The organism is Streptomyces sp. NPDC043685 (assembly GCF_056436585.1).
The window spans coordinates 307758-324799 of sequence record NZ_JBWKCH010000010.1; the positions used below are offsets into that span (position 1 = coordinate 307758).

The window sequence follows — 17042 nt, forward strand, 5'->3', positions numbered from 1 at the left end:
GGAACGGCATGGCCGGTACGGGAACAGGGTGGTCCGCGGTCCGGTTGGCACCTCCATAGGCCATTGAAGGTTCAATGAAGGAGGGCCCGTGCCACCGACCCCACGCCCCCTGCGCAAGCTGGGTTTCCTGACGATCGGGCTGTTCGACGCGGCGAACCCGCGCCCGGGCCACGAGTCGACGCTGGAGATCATCGAGCTGGGCGAGCGGCTCGGCTTCGACAGCGCGTGGGTGCGCCACCGGCACCTCCAGTACGGCATCTCCTCCCCGGTCGCCGTCCTGTCCGCGGCCTCACAGCGCACGCGCCGGATCGAGCTGGGCACGGCGGTCATCCCGCTGGGCTGGGAGAACCCGCTGCGGCTGGCGGAGGACCTGGCCACCGTCGATCTGCTGTCGGGCGGCCGGCTCAACCCCGGGGTGAGCGTGGGCCCGCCGATGCACTTCGACCGGGTGAAGGGGGCGCTGTACCCGGACACGGCCGACGCCGAGGACTTCGGGTACGCCCGGGTGGAGCGGCTGCTGGACTTCGTGCGGGGCGAGCCGGCGACGGACTTCGAAGGGGTCGAGGGTTTCGAGGTCTTCTCGGACCGCGTGCAACCGCACTCCCCCGGCCTGGGAAGCCGCCTCTGGTACGGCGGCGGCAGCCTGCGCTCGGCACGCTGGGCCGGCGAACACGGCATGAACCTCCTCACCAGCAGCGTCGTGAAGACCGCGGCACCCGAGGGCCCCTACGACTTCGCGGAAGTCCAGCTCGCCCAGATCCGCGCCTTCCGCGCCGCCCACCCGGACGGCGAGGCCGCCCGGGTCTCGCAGGGCCTGGTCGTCATCCCCACGGACTCCGCGTCCCCCGAGCAGCGGGCCCGCTACGAGGAGTACGCCGCGCAGCGCACTCCCCGCACGGCGGCGCCGCAGGGACCGGCACGGCTGTTGTTCGCGCCGGACCTGGTGGGGTCCTCGGCTGAGATCGCCGAACGGCTGCACGCGCACGCCGCGTTCCGGGAAGTGGACGAGGTGGCGTTCGCCCTGCCCTTCTCCTTCGAGCACGAGGACTACGTGCAGATCCTCACCGACATGGCGACCGAGCTGGGCCCGGCACTGGGATGGCGGCCCGGCACCTAGACCTGCCGGTGTCCTGCCGGGCGGAAAATCTCTTGTCTCCCGGTGAAGGGGAGCACGGCGTGCGCGTGAAGTGCGCCCCGGCGGCGCCCACCCGGGCGGCCGTCGGGACCGGTCCGGCAGGTGCCGTGAGCATCTGCCGGAGGCGCAAGTCGAAACGTTCATGCGCACCAGTGCGCACCCACGCCGAGCCGTCGGTCCGCGTCTGCGCCGGCAGAACGAGAGTCGACGTATGACCCAAGAGAGTCGACTTTTGCATATTATCCGAGCTTCGCGAAGGCTCTTGCCTCGATCTCACGCTCTGCAGCTAGCTAGTGATGCGTCCGCTTCCCGGCCCGGGTTCCCGATGAGCCCGGCGCCGACCGACGACACATGGGCCGGCCCCAAGGCCATCGGTCAGGGTGGCGGAGGTACACCTGTACGTGAGGAGTAGTCGTGAAGAAGGCATACGAGGCACCGACGCTCGTCCGGCTCGGCACGTTCCGGAAGGAGACGGGGCTCCTCCAGCGCTCCGGCAACGACCGGCTGATCCTGAGCAAGAACTGACGACCGACGGTCCTTGACCCGACGTCATGACTGAACTGCACGAAAGTGCGGGGACGGGCCCCGGCGACGCGCACTTCGCGGTCTTCACCGACCGTGCGGACGCGGCCGCCGCGGCCCGCTCCTTCGCCCGCCCCGGAAGCCGGACCCTCCCGCATGCGTCGGGCCGGCCCTGGCTGGTCGGCCACTGGCACGACGACGAGATCGTCACGGCGGCCGTCCGCGGCGCCTCTCTCGCCGTCGTCGGCTGCTGTCCGATCGACGCCGACGAACTCCAGCGCCGTGCGGCGCGGTTGCGTGATCTCGCGGAACTCGACGCGCTGGCCCGGTCCCTCCCCGGCAGTTTCCACCTCGTCGCCGCCCTCGACGGCCGGATCAGGGTGCAGGGCACGGCCTCGGGGCTACGGCTCGTCTTCCACGCGGAGATCGACGGCGTGCGCGTGGCCGCGACCCGTGCCGACACCCTGGCCGGCGTCCTGGGCTCGGAGCCCGACGTGGAGGAACTGGCCGTCAGGCTGCTGTGGCCCGCTCCCTACCCGTTGTTCGAGACGTCGATGTGGCGTGCGGTCACCGCCGTTCCCCCACAGTGCGCCGTCGTGGTCGCCGCGGACGGGCGCACCGTACGACACACGCGCTGGTGGACACCGCCGGAGCCGGTCCGGCCGCTCGGCGATGCGGCTCCCCTGATCCGGACGGCACTTGAGGAGGCCGTCGGCGCGCGGACCCGGCAGGGCGGCGTGGTGAGCTGCGACCTGTCCGGGGGCCTCGACTCCACCTCCGTCTGCTTCCTGGCCGACCGCTCCCCCGCCCGCGTGGTGGCCAGTACGTGGCCGGGGCGCGATCCGGCGGACACCGACCTGTCCTGGGCCGAGCGGGCGATGGGCCACCTGCCGGACGTCGAGCACGTGGTCTGGGACGCCGACGCCTCGCCGCTGGTCTACGAGGACCTGCTCGGCATCGACGACCTTCTCGACGAACCCACCATCGGCGTGATGGACCGTTCCCGGGTCCTGCACCACCTGCCGGGTCTCGCGGCACGCGGCAGCCGGCTGCATCTGACCGGCATCGGCGGCGACCACGTGGCCTGGTGCTCCGAGGCGTACTGCCACCGGCTGCTGCGCACCCGTCCGCTGTTCGCCCTGCGCCAGTTGCGCGGATTCCGGGCGCTGTGGCAATGGCCGCTCGCCGGCACGCTGCGCGCTCTCGCCGACGCGCGGCCGTACCGGAGGTGGCTCGCCGACGCCGCCGGTGATCTGCGTGGCCCGTTGCCCCCGTCCGTCGCGACGGGCCTCGGCTGGGGCATGACCCCGCGCCTGTTCGACTGGGTGACGCCCGAGGCCGAACGGCTGGCCCGCCGGGCGATCCTCGAAGCGGCGGCGACGGCCACCCCGCTGCATCCGGACCGTGGGCTGCACACCGACCTGGAGCAGATCCGCTCGTGCTCCCGCGTCATCCGGCAGTGGGACCGGATGGCCGCCCGCGCCGGGCTGCCGATGGCCTCCCCCTTCCTGGACGACCGCGTCATCGAGGCGTGCCTGACCGTGCGTCCGGCCGAGCGCGTCACGCCCTGGCGGTACAAGCCCGTGCTGAGCGCCGCGATGCGCGGGATCGTGCCCGAGGAGTGCCTGCGACGCAGCAACAAGGCCACCGCCTCCATGGACGCCTCCAACGGCCTGCGCGAGCACCGTGCCGACCTGCTGGCCCTGTGGGAGGACTCACGTCTCGCGGAACTGGGCCTGGTGGACGGCGCCGAGCTCCGCCGCCTCGCCCGCCGGCCCGCCTCCCCGGGGCTCTCCGACGCCATCCTCTACTCCACGATCGCCGCGGAGGTATGGCTGCGCGGACTGGGCCGCGCCCGTGTCCCACAACCTTGACCGCCCCCGTCAGACACGTCAGAAAGGCCCTCACATGCCCCTGCGGTTCGGCGCCGACATCTCCACGGCCGAGACCGACTACGGCACGGTTCTGCTGGACGAACAGGCCGGTTCCTACTGGGAGTTGAACCCGACGGCCACCCTGGTGGTACGGACGCTGCTGGACGGCGGCGAGGAGTCGGACGCGGCCGCCGCCCTGGTCCGGGAGTTCGACATCGACCGGGCGCAAGCCCTTCAGGACGTCGAGACGCTCGTCCGCGGGCTGCGCGAGTCGGGGCTCGCCTCATGACGACGCCCAGCGCGCTGGAGCGGCCGACCGGTGTGCCCCTGGCCCGGCGCCTGACCGCCCGCCTGGTCCTGTTCCCCGCCGTCGCCCTCGCTCTGCTGCCGCCCCGCCACATCCGGGCCGTGCTCGGCGTCCTGCGGCGCGGCGCCGCACCGGCGACCACCGCGCAGGCCCAGAACGCGCGCGACGCCATGTGCGCCGTCAGCCTGCGCTGCGCCGGGCCGAAGGGGTGCCTGCCGCGCTCCCTGGGAGCGGCACTGCTGTGCCGGATCGGCGGAACATGGCCGACCTGGTGCACCGGCGTGCGGGTCACCCCGCCCTTCACCGCGCACGCCTGGGTCGAGGCCGAGGGCCGTCCCGTCGGCGAGGGCGTCCCGCAGGGTTACTTCGCCCGGCTGGTGACCGTGGCCCCGGTGCCGGGGCCTGAGGGCCGATGACCGGGGCGACGGCCCCGCGCGGCGGCCGGACGGCGATCGCCGGAACCGAGGAGTCCGCCGCCGGCAAGCCCGCCGCCACCGACAGGTCCACCCTGGCGGCGGTGGCCACGATGTACCGGCTCACCGCCGGGCATCGGAGCGCCATCGCCGTCGCCGGCGTGCTGACCCTGGCCGGATCCGCCCTGGGGCTGGCCCAGCCGCTGGTCGCCAAGCAGGTCGTGGACGCGAGCGGCCGCGGACAGGTCATCTGGCCGCTGCTGGCCCTCCTGGGCACGCTGTTCGTCGTCGAGGCGGTCACGGGAGCGGCGGGGCGCTTCCTCCTGGAGCGGATGGGCGAAGGCGTCGTACGCCAGCTCCGGCACGGGCTGGTGGGCCGGCTGCTCCGCCTGGAGATGAGCGAGTACGACCGCCATCGCGGCGGTGACCTCATCTCCCGCGTGACCGCCGACACCACCTTGCTGCGCGAGGTCGTCTCCCAGGCGCTGGTCGATCTCGTGACCGGAAGCCTGGTCGCGGCCGGGGCGATCGCCCTCATGGCGTGGCTGGACCCCCTGCTGCTGGTGCTCGTCGTCGTGACCGTGGCGGCGGCGGCCGTGGTGGTCGCTTCGCTGCTCACGGGGATCAGGAACGCCTCCGAACACATGCAGGGTTCGGTCGGTGCCGTGGCCGCCGACCTCGAACGCGCCCTGAGCGCCCTGCCGATGGTCCGTGTGCACCGGGCCGAGGAGCGGGAGGCGGCCGGCATCGGCGCCCGGGTGGACGCCGCCCACGACGCGGGGGTGCGCACCGCCAAGCTCGCCTCCGTGATGAGCTCCGCCGTCGAACTCGCCGTGCAGGGCTCCTTTCTCATCGTCCTGGTCGTCGGCGGCCTGCGCGTCGGCGGGCACGCCGGCTCCCTCGGTGATCTCGTCGCGTTCCTGCTGTACGCCTCGTACCTCGTCCTGCCGCTGTCGTCCGTCTTTCGCTCGGTGGGCCTCATCCAGCGCGGGATGGGCGCCTACCAGCGCATCGACGAGGCCCTCCGCCTCCCCGTGGAACCCACCGCTCCCCCGGATGCGGCGGACCGCGTATCCGCACCGCGGCCGGCCGGACCGTCCGGGACGCGCGGACAGCCCGTGCTCGCCCTGGAGGACCTCCACTTCGGCTACGACCCCGAGCGCCCGGTGCTGCGCGGGGTCTCGTTCACCGTGCCGCAGCGTCGGCAGGTGGCCCTGGTGGGCCCGTCCGGGGCCGGCAAGAGCACGGTGTTCGCCCTGGTCGCGAGGTTCTACGAGCCGGATGCGGGCACCTTGCTCTTCGACGGGCGGCCGGCGACCGCACTCACGCGCGGCGAGTGCCGCCGGGGCATCGCCGTCGTCGACCAGAACACCCACGTGGTCCACGGCACCCTGCGGGACAACATCACCTACGCCGTGCCCGACGCCACGGAGGCGGAGATCCGGCGCGTCGTCGAACTGGCCCGGCTCGAAGAGGTCGTCGACCGGCTGCCCGGGGGCCTGGCCGCCGTCATCGGCGAGCACGGCTGCAACCTCTCCGGAGGCGAACGTCAACGTGTCGCCCTCGCCCGGGCGTTGCTGGCCCGGCCCGCTCTGCTGCTGCTGGACGAGCCCACCTCGCACCTCGACGCGATCAACGAATCGGCCCTCACCACCGTGATGAAGGACGTCGCCCAGGAGTGCGCCCTGCTGGTCATCGCCCACCGTCTGTCCACCGTGCAGCACGCCGACCACATCGTGGTGCTCCAGGACGGCCGCACGGCGGCCGGCGGACGGCACGAGGACTTGCTGGCCGGCAGTCCCCTCTACCGCGAACTGGCCGCGAGCCAGATGCTCCGGCCGGGTGGGGAGCCCCGGAGCGGGTGACGGCCGCGTTCACCGATGTCACCGATGAGCGGCCGGCACCCCGGGACAACCGAGTGCGGTCACCAGCGGCCCGGCTCGGTCCCGGTGACCGGCTCCGACGGCCTGCCGTCCACGCCCACGGGCACGTCCCCGACGAGCATCACTCGGTGCATGATCCGCGGATGGTCGAGGTGGGCGGTGTCCCCCGGGGCCAGGTGCATGGTGGCCCGGTTGTCCCAGAACGCCACGCTGCCGGGCTCCCAGCGGAAGCGGACCGTGTACTCGGGCCGGACCGCCTGCTCCAGCAGCATCTCCAGGATCGCGCCGCTCTCGGGCCGGGAGAGGCCGGCGATCTGCTCGACGTAGTAGCCGTTGACGTAGAGGATCCGTTCGCCCGTCTCGGGGTGCACCCGCACCAGCGGATGCAGTGAGGCGACCTGCCGGTCCAGCAGGTGCCGGACGTACGCGTCGTCGCCCGGCCGGGACTGGTAGCCGACCCCGAGCCGGTGCTCGGCGCGCAGCCCGTCCACGAACTGCCGCAGCGGGGCCGAGAGTCCGGCGTACGCCGCCGCCAGATTCGCCCAGGTCGTGTCGCCGCCGTAGGGCGGGACGGTCTCCGCCCGCAGGATCGTCGCGGCGGGCGGGTCGATGCGGGCACCGTGGTCGCAGTGCCAGCCGCGCAGCAGGGTGTGGCGGCGCCTGCGCAGCCACTCGTCGTGCTCCATCCCGAACCGCCCGCCCAGTTCCAGCCGGTCGGCGGTCGTCTCGACCTCCGGGAAGCCGGCGGGCGAGGCCTTGCCCCGCCGGGGCAGCACCACGGTCTCCCCGAAGCGCCGCGCGAACGCCACATGCCCGGCGTGGTCCAGCCGTTGGCCACGGAAGAAGACCACCTTCCACCGCAGCACCGCCGCCCTGATCGCGGCGACCACGGCGTCGTCGAGATCCCCGGCGAGATCGACGCCGCCGATCTCGGCCCCGATGTACCCGGCGACCGGTTTCACCTCCACCCCGGCCTTCCGCGCCGCCTCGTCCGTGGTCCCGCTGTCCGTCGTCATGAGCACTCCGCTGATCGTGACGTGGTCCGGCCTTCCCGAAGATCGTGACAGTGATCTCCGCCGAGGTCGACCACGCCGTGACGAGCCGGTCGAGACGGCGGGGCTGGCGTGGCCCGACACCTCGTCCCTCACTCGGGCAACGGCGGCTCATGGCCTCAGAACTTTCTGACCTAACTCGTTAAAGGTCAAGCGCCCGAACGCCTTGACAGCTCCGCCGCGCCCTCACATCATCTGGGGCATCAATCCACGGCTAACACGAGTTAGGCCCCACATACGATGACCGACTCGCACCTCACCCGCCGCGCCCTGCTGCGGTACGGCGCCTATGGCGCGGGGGCCGCCGCCCTGGCCGGCACCGCCGCGAGCTGGGACCGGCTCACCGGAGCCGACCTGCCCGGCCGGGACGACGGCTCCCTCGTCGTCGCCACGCTGGGCCCCGCCTACGGGCCGGAGGCCATCCACACGCTCCGGCAGGGCTTCGCCGAGCTGCACCCCGACATCAAGCTCCGGATCAACGCGGTGCAGGCCGTGGACTGGTCGGACTTCTTCGCGAAGATCCTCACCCAGGTCGCCGCGGGCACCGCCCCCGACCTCGTCTACGTCGCCACCGAAGGCGTGCAGCTGTTCGCGCAGCGCCTCGGCGTGGCCCTGGACCGGTGGGTCAGGCGGGACGCGGCCGAGCTCAAGGAGTACTTCGCCGATGTCCACCCCTCGCTGGTGGAGTCGATGATGTACGAGGGCAGCCTCTACCAGCTCCCGGTGGAGTTCAACGCGGCCGACATGTACCTCAACCACCAGGTCCTGCGCCGGGCGGGCGCGGACTACCCGCCGGCCGACTGGACCCGGGACGACTTCACGGCGCTGCTGCGGGACATGAAGAGGTCGAGCGGCTCCCGCTTCACGCCCTACTTCTGGACCAACCGGCTGTGGGGCGGCGTGGTGCCCTGGCTGTTCGCGAACGACACCAACCTGCTCACCGAGTCCAAGGCGCCCGGCGGCGCCTGGCTGTGGGACGGCTTCTACCCGGCCGCACAGCGCGAGGGCCGCGGCGGCGGCTTCCGCTGGACGACGCCGCAGGCCTCGCACGAGCGGGTGGAGGAGGTCTACGACTATCTCGCCTCCCTCGTCCAGGAGGGCCTGTGCACCCGCCCAGAGGGCGGCAACGGCCAGAACCTCATCGGCGTGTTCTCCACCGGCCGGGTCGGCGTCACCCCGGCGGGCGGCTTCTGGGCGGGCGGACTGCACCTGGCCGGCATGGAGCGGGACGGCTTCGACGTCCAGTACTTCCCGCGCTGGCGCACCCAGCGCATGCAGTACGGAGCGGCGGGCTACGCGCTGCTGCGCACCTCGAAGATGCAGGACGAGGCGTGGGAGTTCATCAAGTACGCCGCCCGCAGGGACACCCTGGAGAAGCTGTTCAGCACGAACCAGACGACCCCGGCCCGCCGCTCCCTGCTCACCGCCGGCCGCTACGCGAAGACCGGCCCGGCGCACTGGCCGGTCTTCTACGACACCCTCGACCGGTTCCCCGACACCGGACCGATCCCGGCGCCGCCGCAGGTCGCCGAGGTCGAGCAGGTGCTGCTGAAGCACACCGGCACGGCCCTGGCCTCCCCGCGCTCGGTGCGTCCCGCGCTGCGCCGGATGCAGGGCGATCTGGAGAAGGCCATGGAGCGTGACGTATGACGGACACCCGGATACCCCCCGCCCGTGCCGAACGCCCCGCGGCCCCGCCCGCCCCGGCGGCGAAGGGGCCCTCGGCCCGTGACCGCGGCACCCGCCTGCTGGCGACCCTGTTCCTGGCCCCGACGATCGTCGGGATCGTGGTCTTCACGGTCGTGCCCATCATCGGCTCGGTGGTCCTGAGCTTCTTCCACTGGAACGTCATCGACTCACCGTCCTACGCCGGACTCTCCAACTACGGCGAGGTGTTCGGCGACGAGACCGTGCTGGTCTCCTTCCGCAACACGCTGGTGTTCATGGTGCTCGCGGTGGCGCTGCAACTGCTCGTCGCGCTGGCCCTCGCGCTGACGCTGAACGGGCGCATGCCGGTGTGGCTGCGGTCGGTGTTCCGCTCGGCCTTCTTCTTCCCGCTGGTGCTGTCCGCCGCGTCGATCTCGGTGGTGATGAAGTACCTGTTCAACCAGGACTTCGGGGTGGTCAACTGGCTGCTGGGCTTCGTCGGCATCGCGCCGGTGCCGTGGCTGACGTCGGAGAACGCGGCGATGGCGACGGTGGTCCTGGTCTACGTCTGGCAGCAGTTCGGCTTTTCTTTCCTGCTGTTCGTCGGTGGCCTGAACAACATCCCCAAGGAGATCCACGAGGCCGCCGCCCTCGACGGCGCGACTGGCCTGCGCAAGCACCTCGGCATCACCCTGCCCCTGCTCTCGCCGACGCTGCTGGTCGCCTCGGTCGTCGGCATCATCAACGCCCTCCAGGTCTTCGAGCAGCCGTACGTCCTCACCGACGGCGGCCCCGGCGACTCCACCCGCACGGTCGTGATGGTCATCTACGAGACGGCGTTCGAGCAGCTGCGCTTCGGTGCGGCATCGGCGGTGGGTGTGCTGCTGTTCGTGCTGATCATGGCCGTCACGGCCCTGCAGTTCCGGCTCAGCCGGCGTTTCGTCCACTACCAGTGAGCCGGGTGAGTCTTCCCATGAGCCAAGCAACCCTGTCCTCCAGCCGTGTGCGGCACGGGCTCGCGCCGTGGGCGCGGATCGCCGGACTCGCCGTGTGCGCGCTGCTCACGCTCGGGCCGGTGGTGTGGACGGTCTCCACCTCGCTGCGCACCCCTGCCGAGGCGTTCGACCTGCCGCCGCAGCTCATCCCGTCCCACCCCTCCGCCGAGGCCTACCGCGGGGTCTTCGACCAGATCGACGTCTGGCTGCTGGCGCTGAACTCCACCCTGGTCACGGGCCTGATCGCGGTCGGTCAGATGATCACGGCGGGCCTGGCCGGCTACGCCTTCGCCCGACTGGAGTTCCGCTTCAAGAAGCCCCTGTTCGGCCTGGTGCTGGCGACGATGATGGTGCCGTTGCAGGTCACCATCGTGCCGGTGTTCCTGGTGCTGAAGTCGATGAGCCTGACCGACACCCTGCTCGGACTGATCATCCCGGCGTTCCCGACCGCCTTCGGCACGTTCCTGATGCGTCAGTACTTCCTCGGCATGCCCAAGGATCTGGGCGAGGCGGCGATGCTGGACGGGGCCGGGCCCTGGCGGACCTTCCGGTCCGTGTACGCCCCGCTGGCCGCGCCCGGCCTCGCGATCGTCGGTGTCCTGGCCTTCAACTACCACTGGAACGAGTTCTTCCGGCCGCTGATCCTGGAGACGTCGGGCCAGAACTACACGTTGCCGCTGGGACTGGTCTCCCTCCAGGGCAACCTCGGCACCGGATCCGTCTCGGTCGTCCTCGCCGGTGTCGTCCTCTCCATGATCCCCGCCGTCGCCGTGTTCGTCGTCGGCCAGCGCCCTCTGCGTGAGGGCATCACGTCCGCAGGAGTCAACCGTTGAGCCTCGCCGCTCCAAGGCAGGACCCGCACGCCCCGCGCTTCCGGGTCCGTCCGCCCGCCAACTGGATGAACGACCCCAACGGGCCCTTCCACTGGCGCGGCCGTCATCACCTCTTCTACCAGCACAACCCGCACGCTCCGGTGCACGCCGACGTCCACTGGGGCCATGTCTCCAGCCCGGACCTCGCCCACTGGGAGCACCATCCGATCGCCCTCGCCCCGACCCCGGGCGGCCCGGACGAGGCGGGCTGCTGGTCGGGGTGCGTGGTCGACGACGCGGGCGTGCCGACGGCCGTCTACACCGGTGTCGACCGGCACCACACCGGCCTCGGCGCGATCTGCCTGGCACGGGCGGCGGACCCGGACGACCCGGCGCTGGCCGAGTGGACCCCCCTGCCCACGCCGGTGGTCACGGGCCCGCCGGACGGCCTGGACGTGGTGATGTTCCGCGACCCGTTCGTCTTCCGGCACGAGGGACGGCGCTGGGCGCTGGTCGGCGCGGGCCACGCCGACGGCACTCCGTCGGTCCTCCTCTACGACTGTGACGACCTGGCCGGGTGGCGGTTCGCGGGCGTCCTGCTGGACGGTCACGACCAGGCGGCCCGGGCCGCGTTCGGCGGCCGGGCGACGGGCTGGGAGTGTCCGCAGCTGTACGCCACGCAAGGCGGCGAGTGGGTGCTGGTGGTGTCGCTGTGGGACGGCCACCCGTGGACCACCGGCTACCTCACGGGCCGTCTGGACGCCGACCTGCGCTTCACCGCCCGCGCGGGCGGCCTGCTCGACCACGGACGCGACTTCTACGCCCCGGCCGTGCTCCAGGAGCCGGACCGCGCCCTGCTGTGGGGCTGGTCGTGGGAGGCCCGCGAGCAGGGCGAGGCCGACTGGGCCGGGGTCCTCACCGTTCCTCGGGTCGTCGACGTCCATCCGGACGGGGCGCTGCGGGTGGAGCCGGCGCCGGAGCTGGACCGGCTGCGGGCCGCCGAGCCGTTCGTGACCGCCCCGGGGCGGGCCGCCCTGCCGGCCGCGTACGACCTGACGGTCGGGGCCCGCGGGCACACCACGGTGAGCCTGCTGAGGTCGGCTTCGGGCGCCGAGCTGACGGTGCGTCTGGATCCGGGCGAGGGCACCGTGACTCTGGACCGGGGGGACTGGCCGCGCAAGGAGGCGGCGCGGCCCGTGGTGGTCCGCGTGCCGCCCGGCTCGGAGCTCACGGTGCGTGTCCTCGTCGACGGCTCGCTGTACGAGCTGTTCGTCGGCGACCGCGCCACGATCACCGAGCGCGTCTACGAACGAGCCGACGACACACGGGAGTTGCGCGTGACGTCCGGTGCGTCCGTCACGGGATGGGCGCTGGTCCCACCGACGCGCGGCTGATCACCGGGCAGGCCAGGCGCCGCACCGTGGCGGGCGGGGTGCGGCCCGTGGCGATGGAGTCCAGGAGCAGCCGCGCGGCGGCCTCCCCCATCGCCCGGTGGGGCAGTGCGACGGTGGTGAGGGGCGGTGCGAGGTGGGCGGCCATGTGTTCCTGGTCGTCGTAGCCCACCACCGACAGGTCGCCGGGGACGGTGATGCCGAGCCGGGTCGCGGCGTGCAGGACGCCTGCCGCGACCCGGTCGTTGTAGGCGAAGATCCCGGTCGGCCTGAGCTCGGGCGGGGTGCCGTCGAGCAGGCGCGTGGCGCCCTCGTAGCCGCCGGAGATCTCCCCGCCGGTACGGACCACCCAGTTCCGGGGCACGGTGACGCCCTCGGCGCGCAGCGCGTCGCGGAAGCCCCGCAGCCGTTCCACCGAGGCGATGTCGTCCTGCCCGCCGACGAGCGCGACCCGCCGGTGGCCCTGCTCCAGTAGCAGCCGGGCCGCCGTACGGCCGCCGGCGCGCTCGGCGGGGATGACGGCGGGCAGCGAGTCGTCCTGCGGCAGGCAGTTGGCCAGGACGGAGTGGGTGCGGTGCAGGCCCTCGGGGACCCGGACCCTGCGCAGGGACATGGCGGCGTAGATGATGCCGTCGACGCGCCGGTCGAGGAGTTCGGCGACGGCCGCGTCCTCCTTGGCCGGGTCGCCGCCGGAGTCGACGGTGAGGACCAGGTGCTCACCGGCCCAGGCGGTGTCCATCGCGCCGCGCAGCAGCCGCCCCGCGAACGGCGAGGAGGCGATCTCGTCGGTGACCAGCCCGATCACGGCCGTACGGCTGCGGCGCAGACCGCGGGCGACGGGGTCGGGGCGGTAGCCGAGCCGGGCGGCGGCCTGCCGGATGCGTTCCTGGGTGGCGGGCGAGAGGTTGCCGGCGGCGCGGCCGTTGAACACGAAGGACACGGCGGTGTGCGACACGCCGGCGAGCCGTGCCACGTCCCGCGAGGTGGGCCGTCCCGACCCCGCCACCGGCCTCTCCTCGGCGCTGCCCATGCCGTCCGCCGTCCTCATCCCCCACCTGTCCGGTTGATCATTGCTCACCCTATCCGTGACGCTGGAGGGACGACACAGTCCCCGCACCCCGACGGGAAGGTCCGACGGTGATCAGCATCCCGGCACACACGCTCAACGACGGTACGACGCTCCCCGCCCTGGGTCTGGGCACCTGGCCGCTCGGCGACGACGAGGCACAGCAGGCGGTGCTCACGGCCCTGGAGGCGGGCTACCGCCTGATCGACACGGCGGCCAACTACCGCAACGAGGCGGGGGTGGGCCGCGCGGTGGCCACCGGGGTGGTGCCCCGCGAGGAGATCGTCGTGACGACGAAGCTCCCGGGCCGGCACCACGGCTACGAGGAGACCCTCGCCTCCTTCGAGGAGTCCCGGGCGCGCCTGGGCCTGGAGTACGTCGACCTGTACCTGATCCACTGGCCGCTGCCGCGCGTGGACCGCTACGTCGACTCCTGGAAGGCCATGGTCACACTGCGCGAGGAGGGGCTTGTCAGGTCCATCGGCGTCTCCAGCTTCACCGCCGGGCACATCGAGCGGCTGGAGGAGGAGACCGGGGTGCTGCCCTGCGTCAACCAGATCGAGCTGCACCCCTTCTGGCCCCAGGAGGACCTGCGCGCCTTCCACGCGGGCAAGGGCATCGTCACCGAGAGCTGGAGCCCGCTCGGCCGGGGCACCGCCCTGCTGGAGGACCCCGCCGTGGCGCGGATCGCCGAGGCGCACGGGGTGTCGGCGGGGCAGGTCGTGCTGCGCTGGCACACCCAGCTGGGGGCGGTGCCCGTCCCGAAGTCGGCGAGCCCCGAGCGCCAGCGCGCCAACCTGGACGTCTTCGGCTTCGAGCTGAGCGAGGAGGAGATGCGGGCCGTCGCCGGGCGGGCGCACCGGCGGGTGGGCGGGGACCCCGAGGTGCACGAGGAGTTCTGACGGGTACCCGGCGCACCGCGAGCAGGAAGGAGCCGCAGGTGGCCGATCGGGACCGGCTGCGGGACTACCGCGGCAAGCGCGACTTCGACCGGACCGGCGAACCCCGGGGCCGTGGCGCTCGGGACGGGGACGAGCCACGCTTCGTGGTGCAGATCCACGACGCGAGCACGATGCACTTCGACTTCCGGTTGCAGGTGGACGACGTGCTGAAGTCCTGGTCGGTCCCCAAGGGCCCCTCGGCGGACCCGAAGGACAAGCGGCTGGCCGTGCCCACGGAGGACCATCCTCTGGAGTACGAGGAGTTCGAGGGGGTGATCCCCCGCGGCGAGTACGGCGGCGGCACGGTCATCGTCTGGGACCACGGCCCGTACGAGCCGCTGAGCCACGACCGCGAGGGCCGTCCGGTCGACTTCGCGGAGTCCCTGGAACGCGGCCACGCCACCTTCCGGCTGAAGGGTGCGAAACTGCGCGGCGCGTACGCGCTGACCCGGTTCCGCGGCGGTAGCGGCGGTGCCGGCGAGGAGGCCTGGCTGCTCGTGAGACGGGCCGGAGGCGGGGCCGGCGCCCGCGGGGCCCCCGATCCCCGCCGGGCCCGTTCGGCCACGTCCGGCCGCACGCTCGCCCAGGTGGCCGCGGACGCCGCCGGGGAGTGAGCCGGCCGTTCAGAACAGCGGTGTGAGGGACTGTTCGCACCAGATCGTCTTGCCCCGGGTGGTCTGCCGGCTGCCCCAGCGCTGGGTGAGCTGGGCGACCAGCAGCAGGCCCCGGCCGCCCTCGTCGTCCTGGTGCGCCCGCCGCAGGTGCGGTGAGGTGGAGCTGCCGTCGGACACCTCGCAGATCAGGGTCTGGTCGCGGATCAGGCGGAGCTGGATGGGCGGGGCGCCGTAGCGGATGGCGTTGGTGACGAGTTCGCTCACGACCAGTTCGGTGACGAAGGCCGTCTCGTCCAGGCCCCATGCGGTGAGCTGGTCGGTGGCGGCCTGCCGGGTGGCTGCCACCTGCGCGGGGTCGGGGGTGACGTCCCAGGTGGCGACCTGGTCGGCGCCCAGCGCCCGGGTACGGGCCAGCAGCAGGGCCACGTCGTCGCCGGGCTCCTCGGGCAGGACGGCCTTCAGCACGGTGTCGCACAGGGCGTCCAGCGAATCCGCCGGCACGGTCAGGGACCGGCACAGCTCGCCGGTGGCGTGGTCGACGTCCCGGTCGCGGTCCTCGACGAGCCCGTCGGTGTAGAGGGCGACGACGGAGCCCTCGGGCAGTTGGAGCTCCGTCGCCTCGAACGGCAGGCCGCCCACGCCCAGCGGCGGGCCCGCGCTCATGGGGACGAGCCGGGCCGATCCGTCGGGCAGTACCAGGGCGGGGGCGGGATGACCGGCGGCGGCCAGGTTCAGGCGGCGTGTGACGGGGTCGTAGACGGCGTACAGGCAGGTCGCGCCGAGCTCGGCGACCTCCTCGCCCTCGTCGTCCGCCGCCAGGTGGGTGACCAGGTCGTCGAGGTGCGTGAGGAGCTCGTCCGGCGGCAGGTCCACGTCGGCGAGGGTGCGCACGGCCGTGACCAGCCGGCCCATGGTCGCCGTGGAGGGGATGCCGTGGCCCACCACGTCCCCGACGACCAGCGCGACCCGGCTGCCGGAGAGCGGGATGACGTCGAACCAGTCGCCGCCGATACCGGCCGCCGAGCCGGACGGCAGGTAGCGGTGGGCGACCTCGACCGCGGCCTGGCCGGGCAGGCCCCTGGGCAGCAGGCTGTGCTGGAGGGCCAGCGCGGTGGTGCGTTCCCGGGCGAAGCGGCGGGCGTTGTCGACGCAGACCGCGGCCCGGCTGGCGAGTTCCTCGGCGAAGACGGCGTCGTCGTCGGCGTAGTCGTCGGGCTGTGCGACGCGCACGGCCACGGCGACGCCCAGGGTGGTGCCGCGGGCGCGCAGCGGTACGGCCATCATCGAGTGGACGCCCTTGCGGTAGGGGCGTCCCTGGGGGGCGCGGGTGTTGCGCTCGGCGACCCAGCGCATGAAGGCCGGCTCCCCGGCCTGGCTGAGGACGGCCCGGCCTTCGCGCATGGCCCGCGCGATCGGGGAGAACGAGGGGTAGACGTCCACCTCCCCCAGATGGACGGCCGCCTCCGGGGTGCCCTCGGTGACGGAGCCGTGGGCGACCCGGCGCAGCGTGATCTCCGCGGCCGACGCCGTCGGTGCCTCGTCCGCGCCGAGGACCCAGTCGAACAGGTCCACGCTCGCGAAGTCCGCGAACCGGGGCACCATGACCTCGATCAGCTCCTCGGCCGTGCGGACCACGTCCAGGGTGGTGCCGATCGCGGCCGCGGCCTCGTTGAGCAGGGCCAGGCGCTGGCGCGCCCAGTACTGCTCGGTGCTGTCGAACGCGGCCAGGGCGGTTCCCACGAGCGCGCCGTTCGCGTCCCGCACCGGCCACATCTCGGTGACCCAGGCGTGTTCCCGGTTGAGGGCCGGTGCGCCGGTGTAGCTCTCGTAGCGCAGCGGGCGGCCGGTCTCGACGACGTGCCGCAGGTGCCAGTCGAAGCCGCGGCTGTGCTCCGCCTCCTCCACGGTCTCCGGGAAGTGCCGGCCGAGCAGGGTCTCCTCGGACACGCCCATCACGTGGCAGGCGGCGTCGTTGAGCCGCAGATAACGCTGGTCTTTGTCGAAGACGGACATCGACATGGACGCCTGCTGGAAGGCGCGGCCCGCCAAGGAGGTCTCCGCGCGGCCGGGCGGAGCCGCGGTGAGCACATAGCCGGAGGGCCGGCCGTCGGGACCCGTCACGGCGCAGCCGGTGACGCGGAGCCCGACCAGGTAGCCGTCGCGGTGGCGCACCATGACGGTGCCGGACCGCGCGGTCACCGCCTCGGGCGGCACGGCCTCGCCGAGCAGCTCCCGTGCGGCACGGCCCACGGCCTCGTCGGCCGAGTAGCCGGTGAGCCGCCGGGCGCCCTCGCTCCACCCCGTCAGCATGCCGCGGGCGTCGATGATCGCAGCAGCGGAGGCATCCTCCATTCGTCCAGGATTATCCCTTTGCGGCGCTTCATCAACCG

At 72.9% G+C, this 17042-nt stretch carries 15 protein-coding genes; 12 read left to right on the forward strand and 3 right to left on the reverse strand.

Annotated elements, in window-relative coordinates:
- The first annotated feature begins 88 nt into the window (after nt 1-88).
- The 6 genes from AC0665_RS30985 to AC0665_RS31010 all read left to right on the forward strand — a co-directional run bounded on the left by AC0665_RS30985 (nt 89) and on the right by AC0665_RS31010 (nt 6116).
- Complete coding sequence (locus tag AC0665_RS30985; protein WP_478706263.1) at nt 89-1117, forward strand: LLM class flavin-dependent oxidoreductase; 1029 nt, start codon at nt 89-91, stop codon at nt 1115-1117.
- 432 nt (nt 1118-1549) lie between these two features.
- Nucleotides 1550-1660, forward strand: coding sequence for a keywimysin-related RiPP (locus tag AC0665_RS30990; protein ID WP_107047813.1), 111 nt, complete (start codon nt 1550-1552; stop codon nt 1658-1660).
- A gap of 26 nt (nt 1661-1686) precedes the next feature.
- A complete protein-coding gene (locus AC0665_RS30995; protein WP_478706264.1) occupies nt 1687-3531 on the forward strand; it encodes a lasso peptide isopeptide bond-forming cyclase in 1845 nt (614 codons plus the stop codon).
- 34 nt (nt 3532-3565) lie between these two features.
- Nucleotides 3566-3820, forward strand: a complete 255-nt coding sequence (locus tag AC0665_RS31000; protein WP_478706265.1) for a lasso peptide biosynthesis PqqD family chaperone — start codon at nt 3566-3568, stop codon at nt 3818-3820.
- Nucleotides 3817-4254 (forward strand): lasso peptide biosynthesis B2 protein, encoded by a 438-nt coding sequence (locus AC0665_RS31005; RefSeq protein ID WP_478706266.1) that lies wholly within the window; start codon nt 3817-3819, stop codon nt 4252-4254. The genes AC0665_RS31000 and AC0665_RS31005 overlap by 4 nt, the downstream gene beginning before the upstream one ends.
- Nucleotides 4251-6116, forward strand: coding sequence for an ABC transporter ATP-binding protein (locus tag AC0665_RS31010; RefSeq protein ID WP_478706267.1), 1866 nt, complete (start codon nt 4251-4253; stop codon nt 6114-6116). Before AC0665_RS31005 ends, AC0665_RS31010 begins: the two co-directional genes overlap by 4 nt.
- A 59-nt stretch (nt 6117-6175) precedes the next feature.
- On the opposite strand, the gene AC0665_RS31015 is transcribed toward AC0665_RS31010, so the two are convergent.
- A complete protein-coding gene (locus AC0665_RS31015; RefSeq protein ID WP_478706268.1) occupies nt 6176-7150 on the reverse strand; it encodes a TauD/TfdA dioxygenase family protein in 975 nt (324 codons plus the stop codon).
- A 276-nt stretch (nt 7151-7426) separates the two neighbouring features.
- Here AC0665_RS31015 and AC0665_RS31020 point away from each other — a divergent pair, with 276 nt between their 5' ends.
- The 4 genes from AC0665_RS31020 to AC0665_RS31035 are packed head-to-tail and all read left to right on the forward strand — an operon-like array spanning nt 7427 to nt 12034.
- The gene (locus tag AC0665_RS31020; RefSeq protein ID WP_478706269.1) at nt 7427-8836 is read left to right on the forward strand and encodes an extracellular solute-binding protein; all 1410 of its coding nucleotides are present in this window, start codon (nt 7427-7429) and stop codon (nt 8834-8836) included.
- A complete protein-coding gene (locus AC0665_RS31025) occupies nt 8833-9789 on the forward strand; it encodes a carbohydrate ABC transporter permease (RefSeq protein ID WP_478610537.1) in 957 nt (318 codons plus the stop codon). The genes AC0665_RS31020 and AC0665_RS31025 overlap by 4 nt, the downstream gene beginning before the upstream one ends.
- Before the next feature lie 17 nt (nt 9790-9806).
- A complete protein-coding gene (locus AC0665_RS31030) occupies nt 9807-10661 on the forward strand; it encodes a carbohydrate ABC transporter permease (RefSeq protein WP_468639369.1) in 855 nt (284 codons plus the stop codon).
- Complete coding sequence (locus AC0665_RS31035; RefSeq protein ID WP_478610541.1) at nt 10658-12034, forward strand: glycoside hydrolase family 32 protein; 1377 nt, start codon at nt 10658-10660, stop codon at nt 12032-12034. Before AC0665_RS31030 ends, AC0665_RS31035 begins: the two co-directional genes overlap by 4 nt.
- On the opposite strand, the gene AC0665_RS31040 is transcribed toward AC0665_RS31035, so the two are convergent.
- Nucleotides 11997-13061 (reverse strand): LacI family DNA-binding transcriptional regulator, encoded by a 1065-nt coding sequence (locus AC0665_RS31040; protein ID WP_468639498.1) that lies wholly within the window; start codon nt 13059-13061, stop codon nt 11997-11999. The genes AC0665_RS31035 and AC0665_RS31040 overlap by 38 nt on opposite strands.
- 107 nt (nt 13062-13168) lie before the next feature.
- Between AC0665_RS31040 and AC0665_RS31045 the strand changes: the two genes are divergently transcribed.
- Both AC0665_RS31045 and AC0665_RS31050 read left to right on the forward strand, forming a co-directional pair.
- Nucleotides 13169-13999: an aldo/keto reductase gene (locus tag AC0665_RS31045; protein ID WP_478610542.1), complete on the forward strand. Its 831-nt coding sequence runs from the start codon at nt 13169-13171 to the stop codon at nt 13997-13999.
- Nucleotides 14000-14037: 38 nt separating this feature from the next.
- The gene (locus tag AC0665_RS31050; protein ID WP_478610544.1) at nt 14038-14652 is read left to right on the forward strand and encodes a DNA polymerase ligase N-terminal domain-containing protein; all 615 of its coding nucleotides are present in this window, start codon (nt 14038-14040) and stop codon (nt 14650-14652) included.
- Nucleotides 14653-14661: 9 nt separating this feature from the next.
- On the opposite strand, the gene AC0665_RS31055 is transcribed toward AC0665_RS31050, so the two are convergent.
- Complete coding sequence (locus AC0665_RS31055; RefSeq protein ID WP_478610545.1) at nt 14662-17004, reverse strand: SpoIIE family protein phosphatase; 2343 nt, start codon at nt 17002-17004, stop codon at nt 14662-14664.
- Between the last annotated feature and the right edge of the window lie 38 nt (nt 17005-17042).

Coding starts and splice junctions, on each gene's coding strand:
- AC0665_RS31015 (WP_478706268.1), bottom strand. CDS start 7,150: ATGACGACGGACAGCGGGACCACGGACGAGGCGGCGCGGAAGGCCGGG.
- AC0665_RS31055 (WP_478610545.1), bottom strand. CDS start 17,004: ATGGAGGATGCCTCCGCTGCTGCGATCATCGACGCCCGCGGCATGCTG.
- AC0665_RS31010 (WP_478706267.1), top strand. CDS start 4,251: ATGACCGGGGCGACGGCCCCGCGCGGCGGCCGGACGGCGATCGCCGGA.
- AC0665_RS31030 (WP_468639369.1), top strand. CDS start 9,807: ATGAGCCAAGCAACCCTGTCCTCCAGCCGTGTGCGGCACGGGCTCGCG.
- AC0665_RS30995 (WP_478706264.1), top strand. CDS start 1,687: ATGACTGAACTGCACGAAAGTGCGGGGACGGGCCCCGGCGACGCGCAC.
- AC0665_RS31040 (WP_468639498.1), bottom strand. CDS start 13,061: ATGGGCAGCGCCGAGGAGAGGCCGGTGGCGGGGTCGGGACGGCCCACC.
- AC0665_RS31005 (WP_478706266.1), top strand. CDS start 3,817: ATGACGACGCCCAGCGCGCTGGAGCGGCCGACCGGTGTGCCCCTGGCC.
- AC0665_RS31020 (WP_478706269.1), top strand. CDS start 7,427: ATGACCGACTCGCACCTCACCCGCCGCGCCCTGCTGCGGTACGGCGCC.
- AC0665_RS31025 (WP_478610537.1), top strand. CDS start 8,833: ATGACGGACACCCGGATACCCCCCGCCCGTGCCGAACGCCCCGCGGCC.
- AC0665_RS31000 (WP_478706265.1), top strand. CDS start 3,566: ATGCCCCTGCGGTTCGGCGCCGACATCTCCACGGCCGAGACCGACTAC.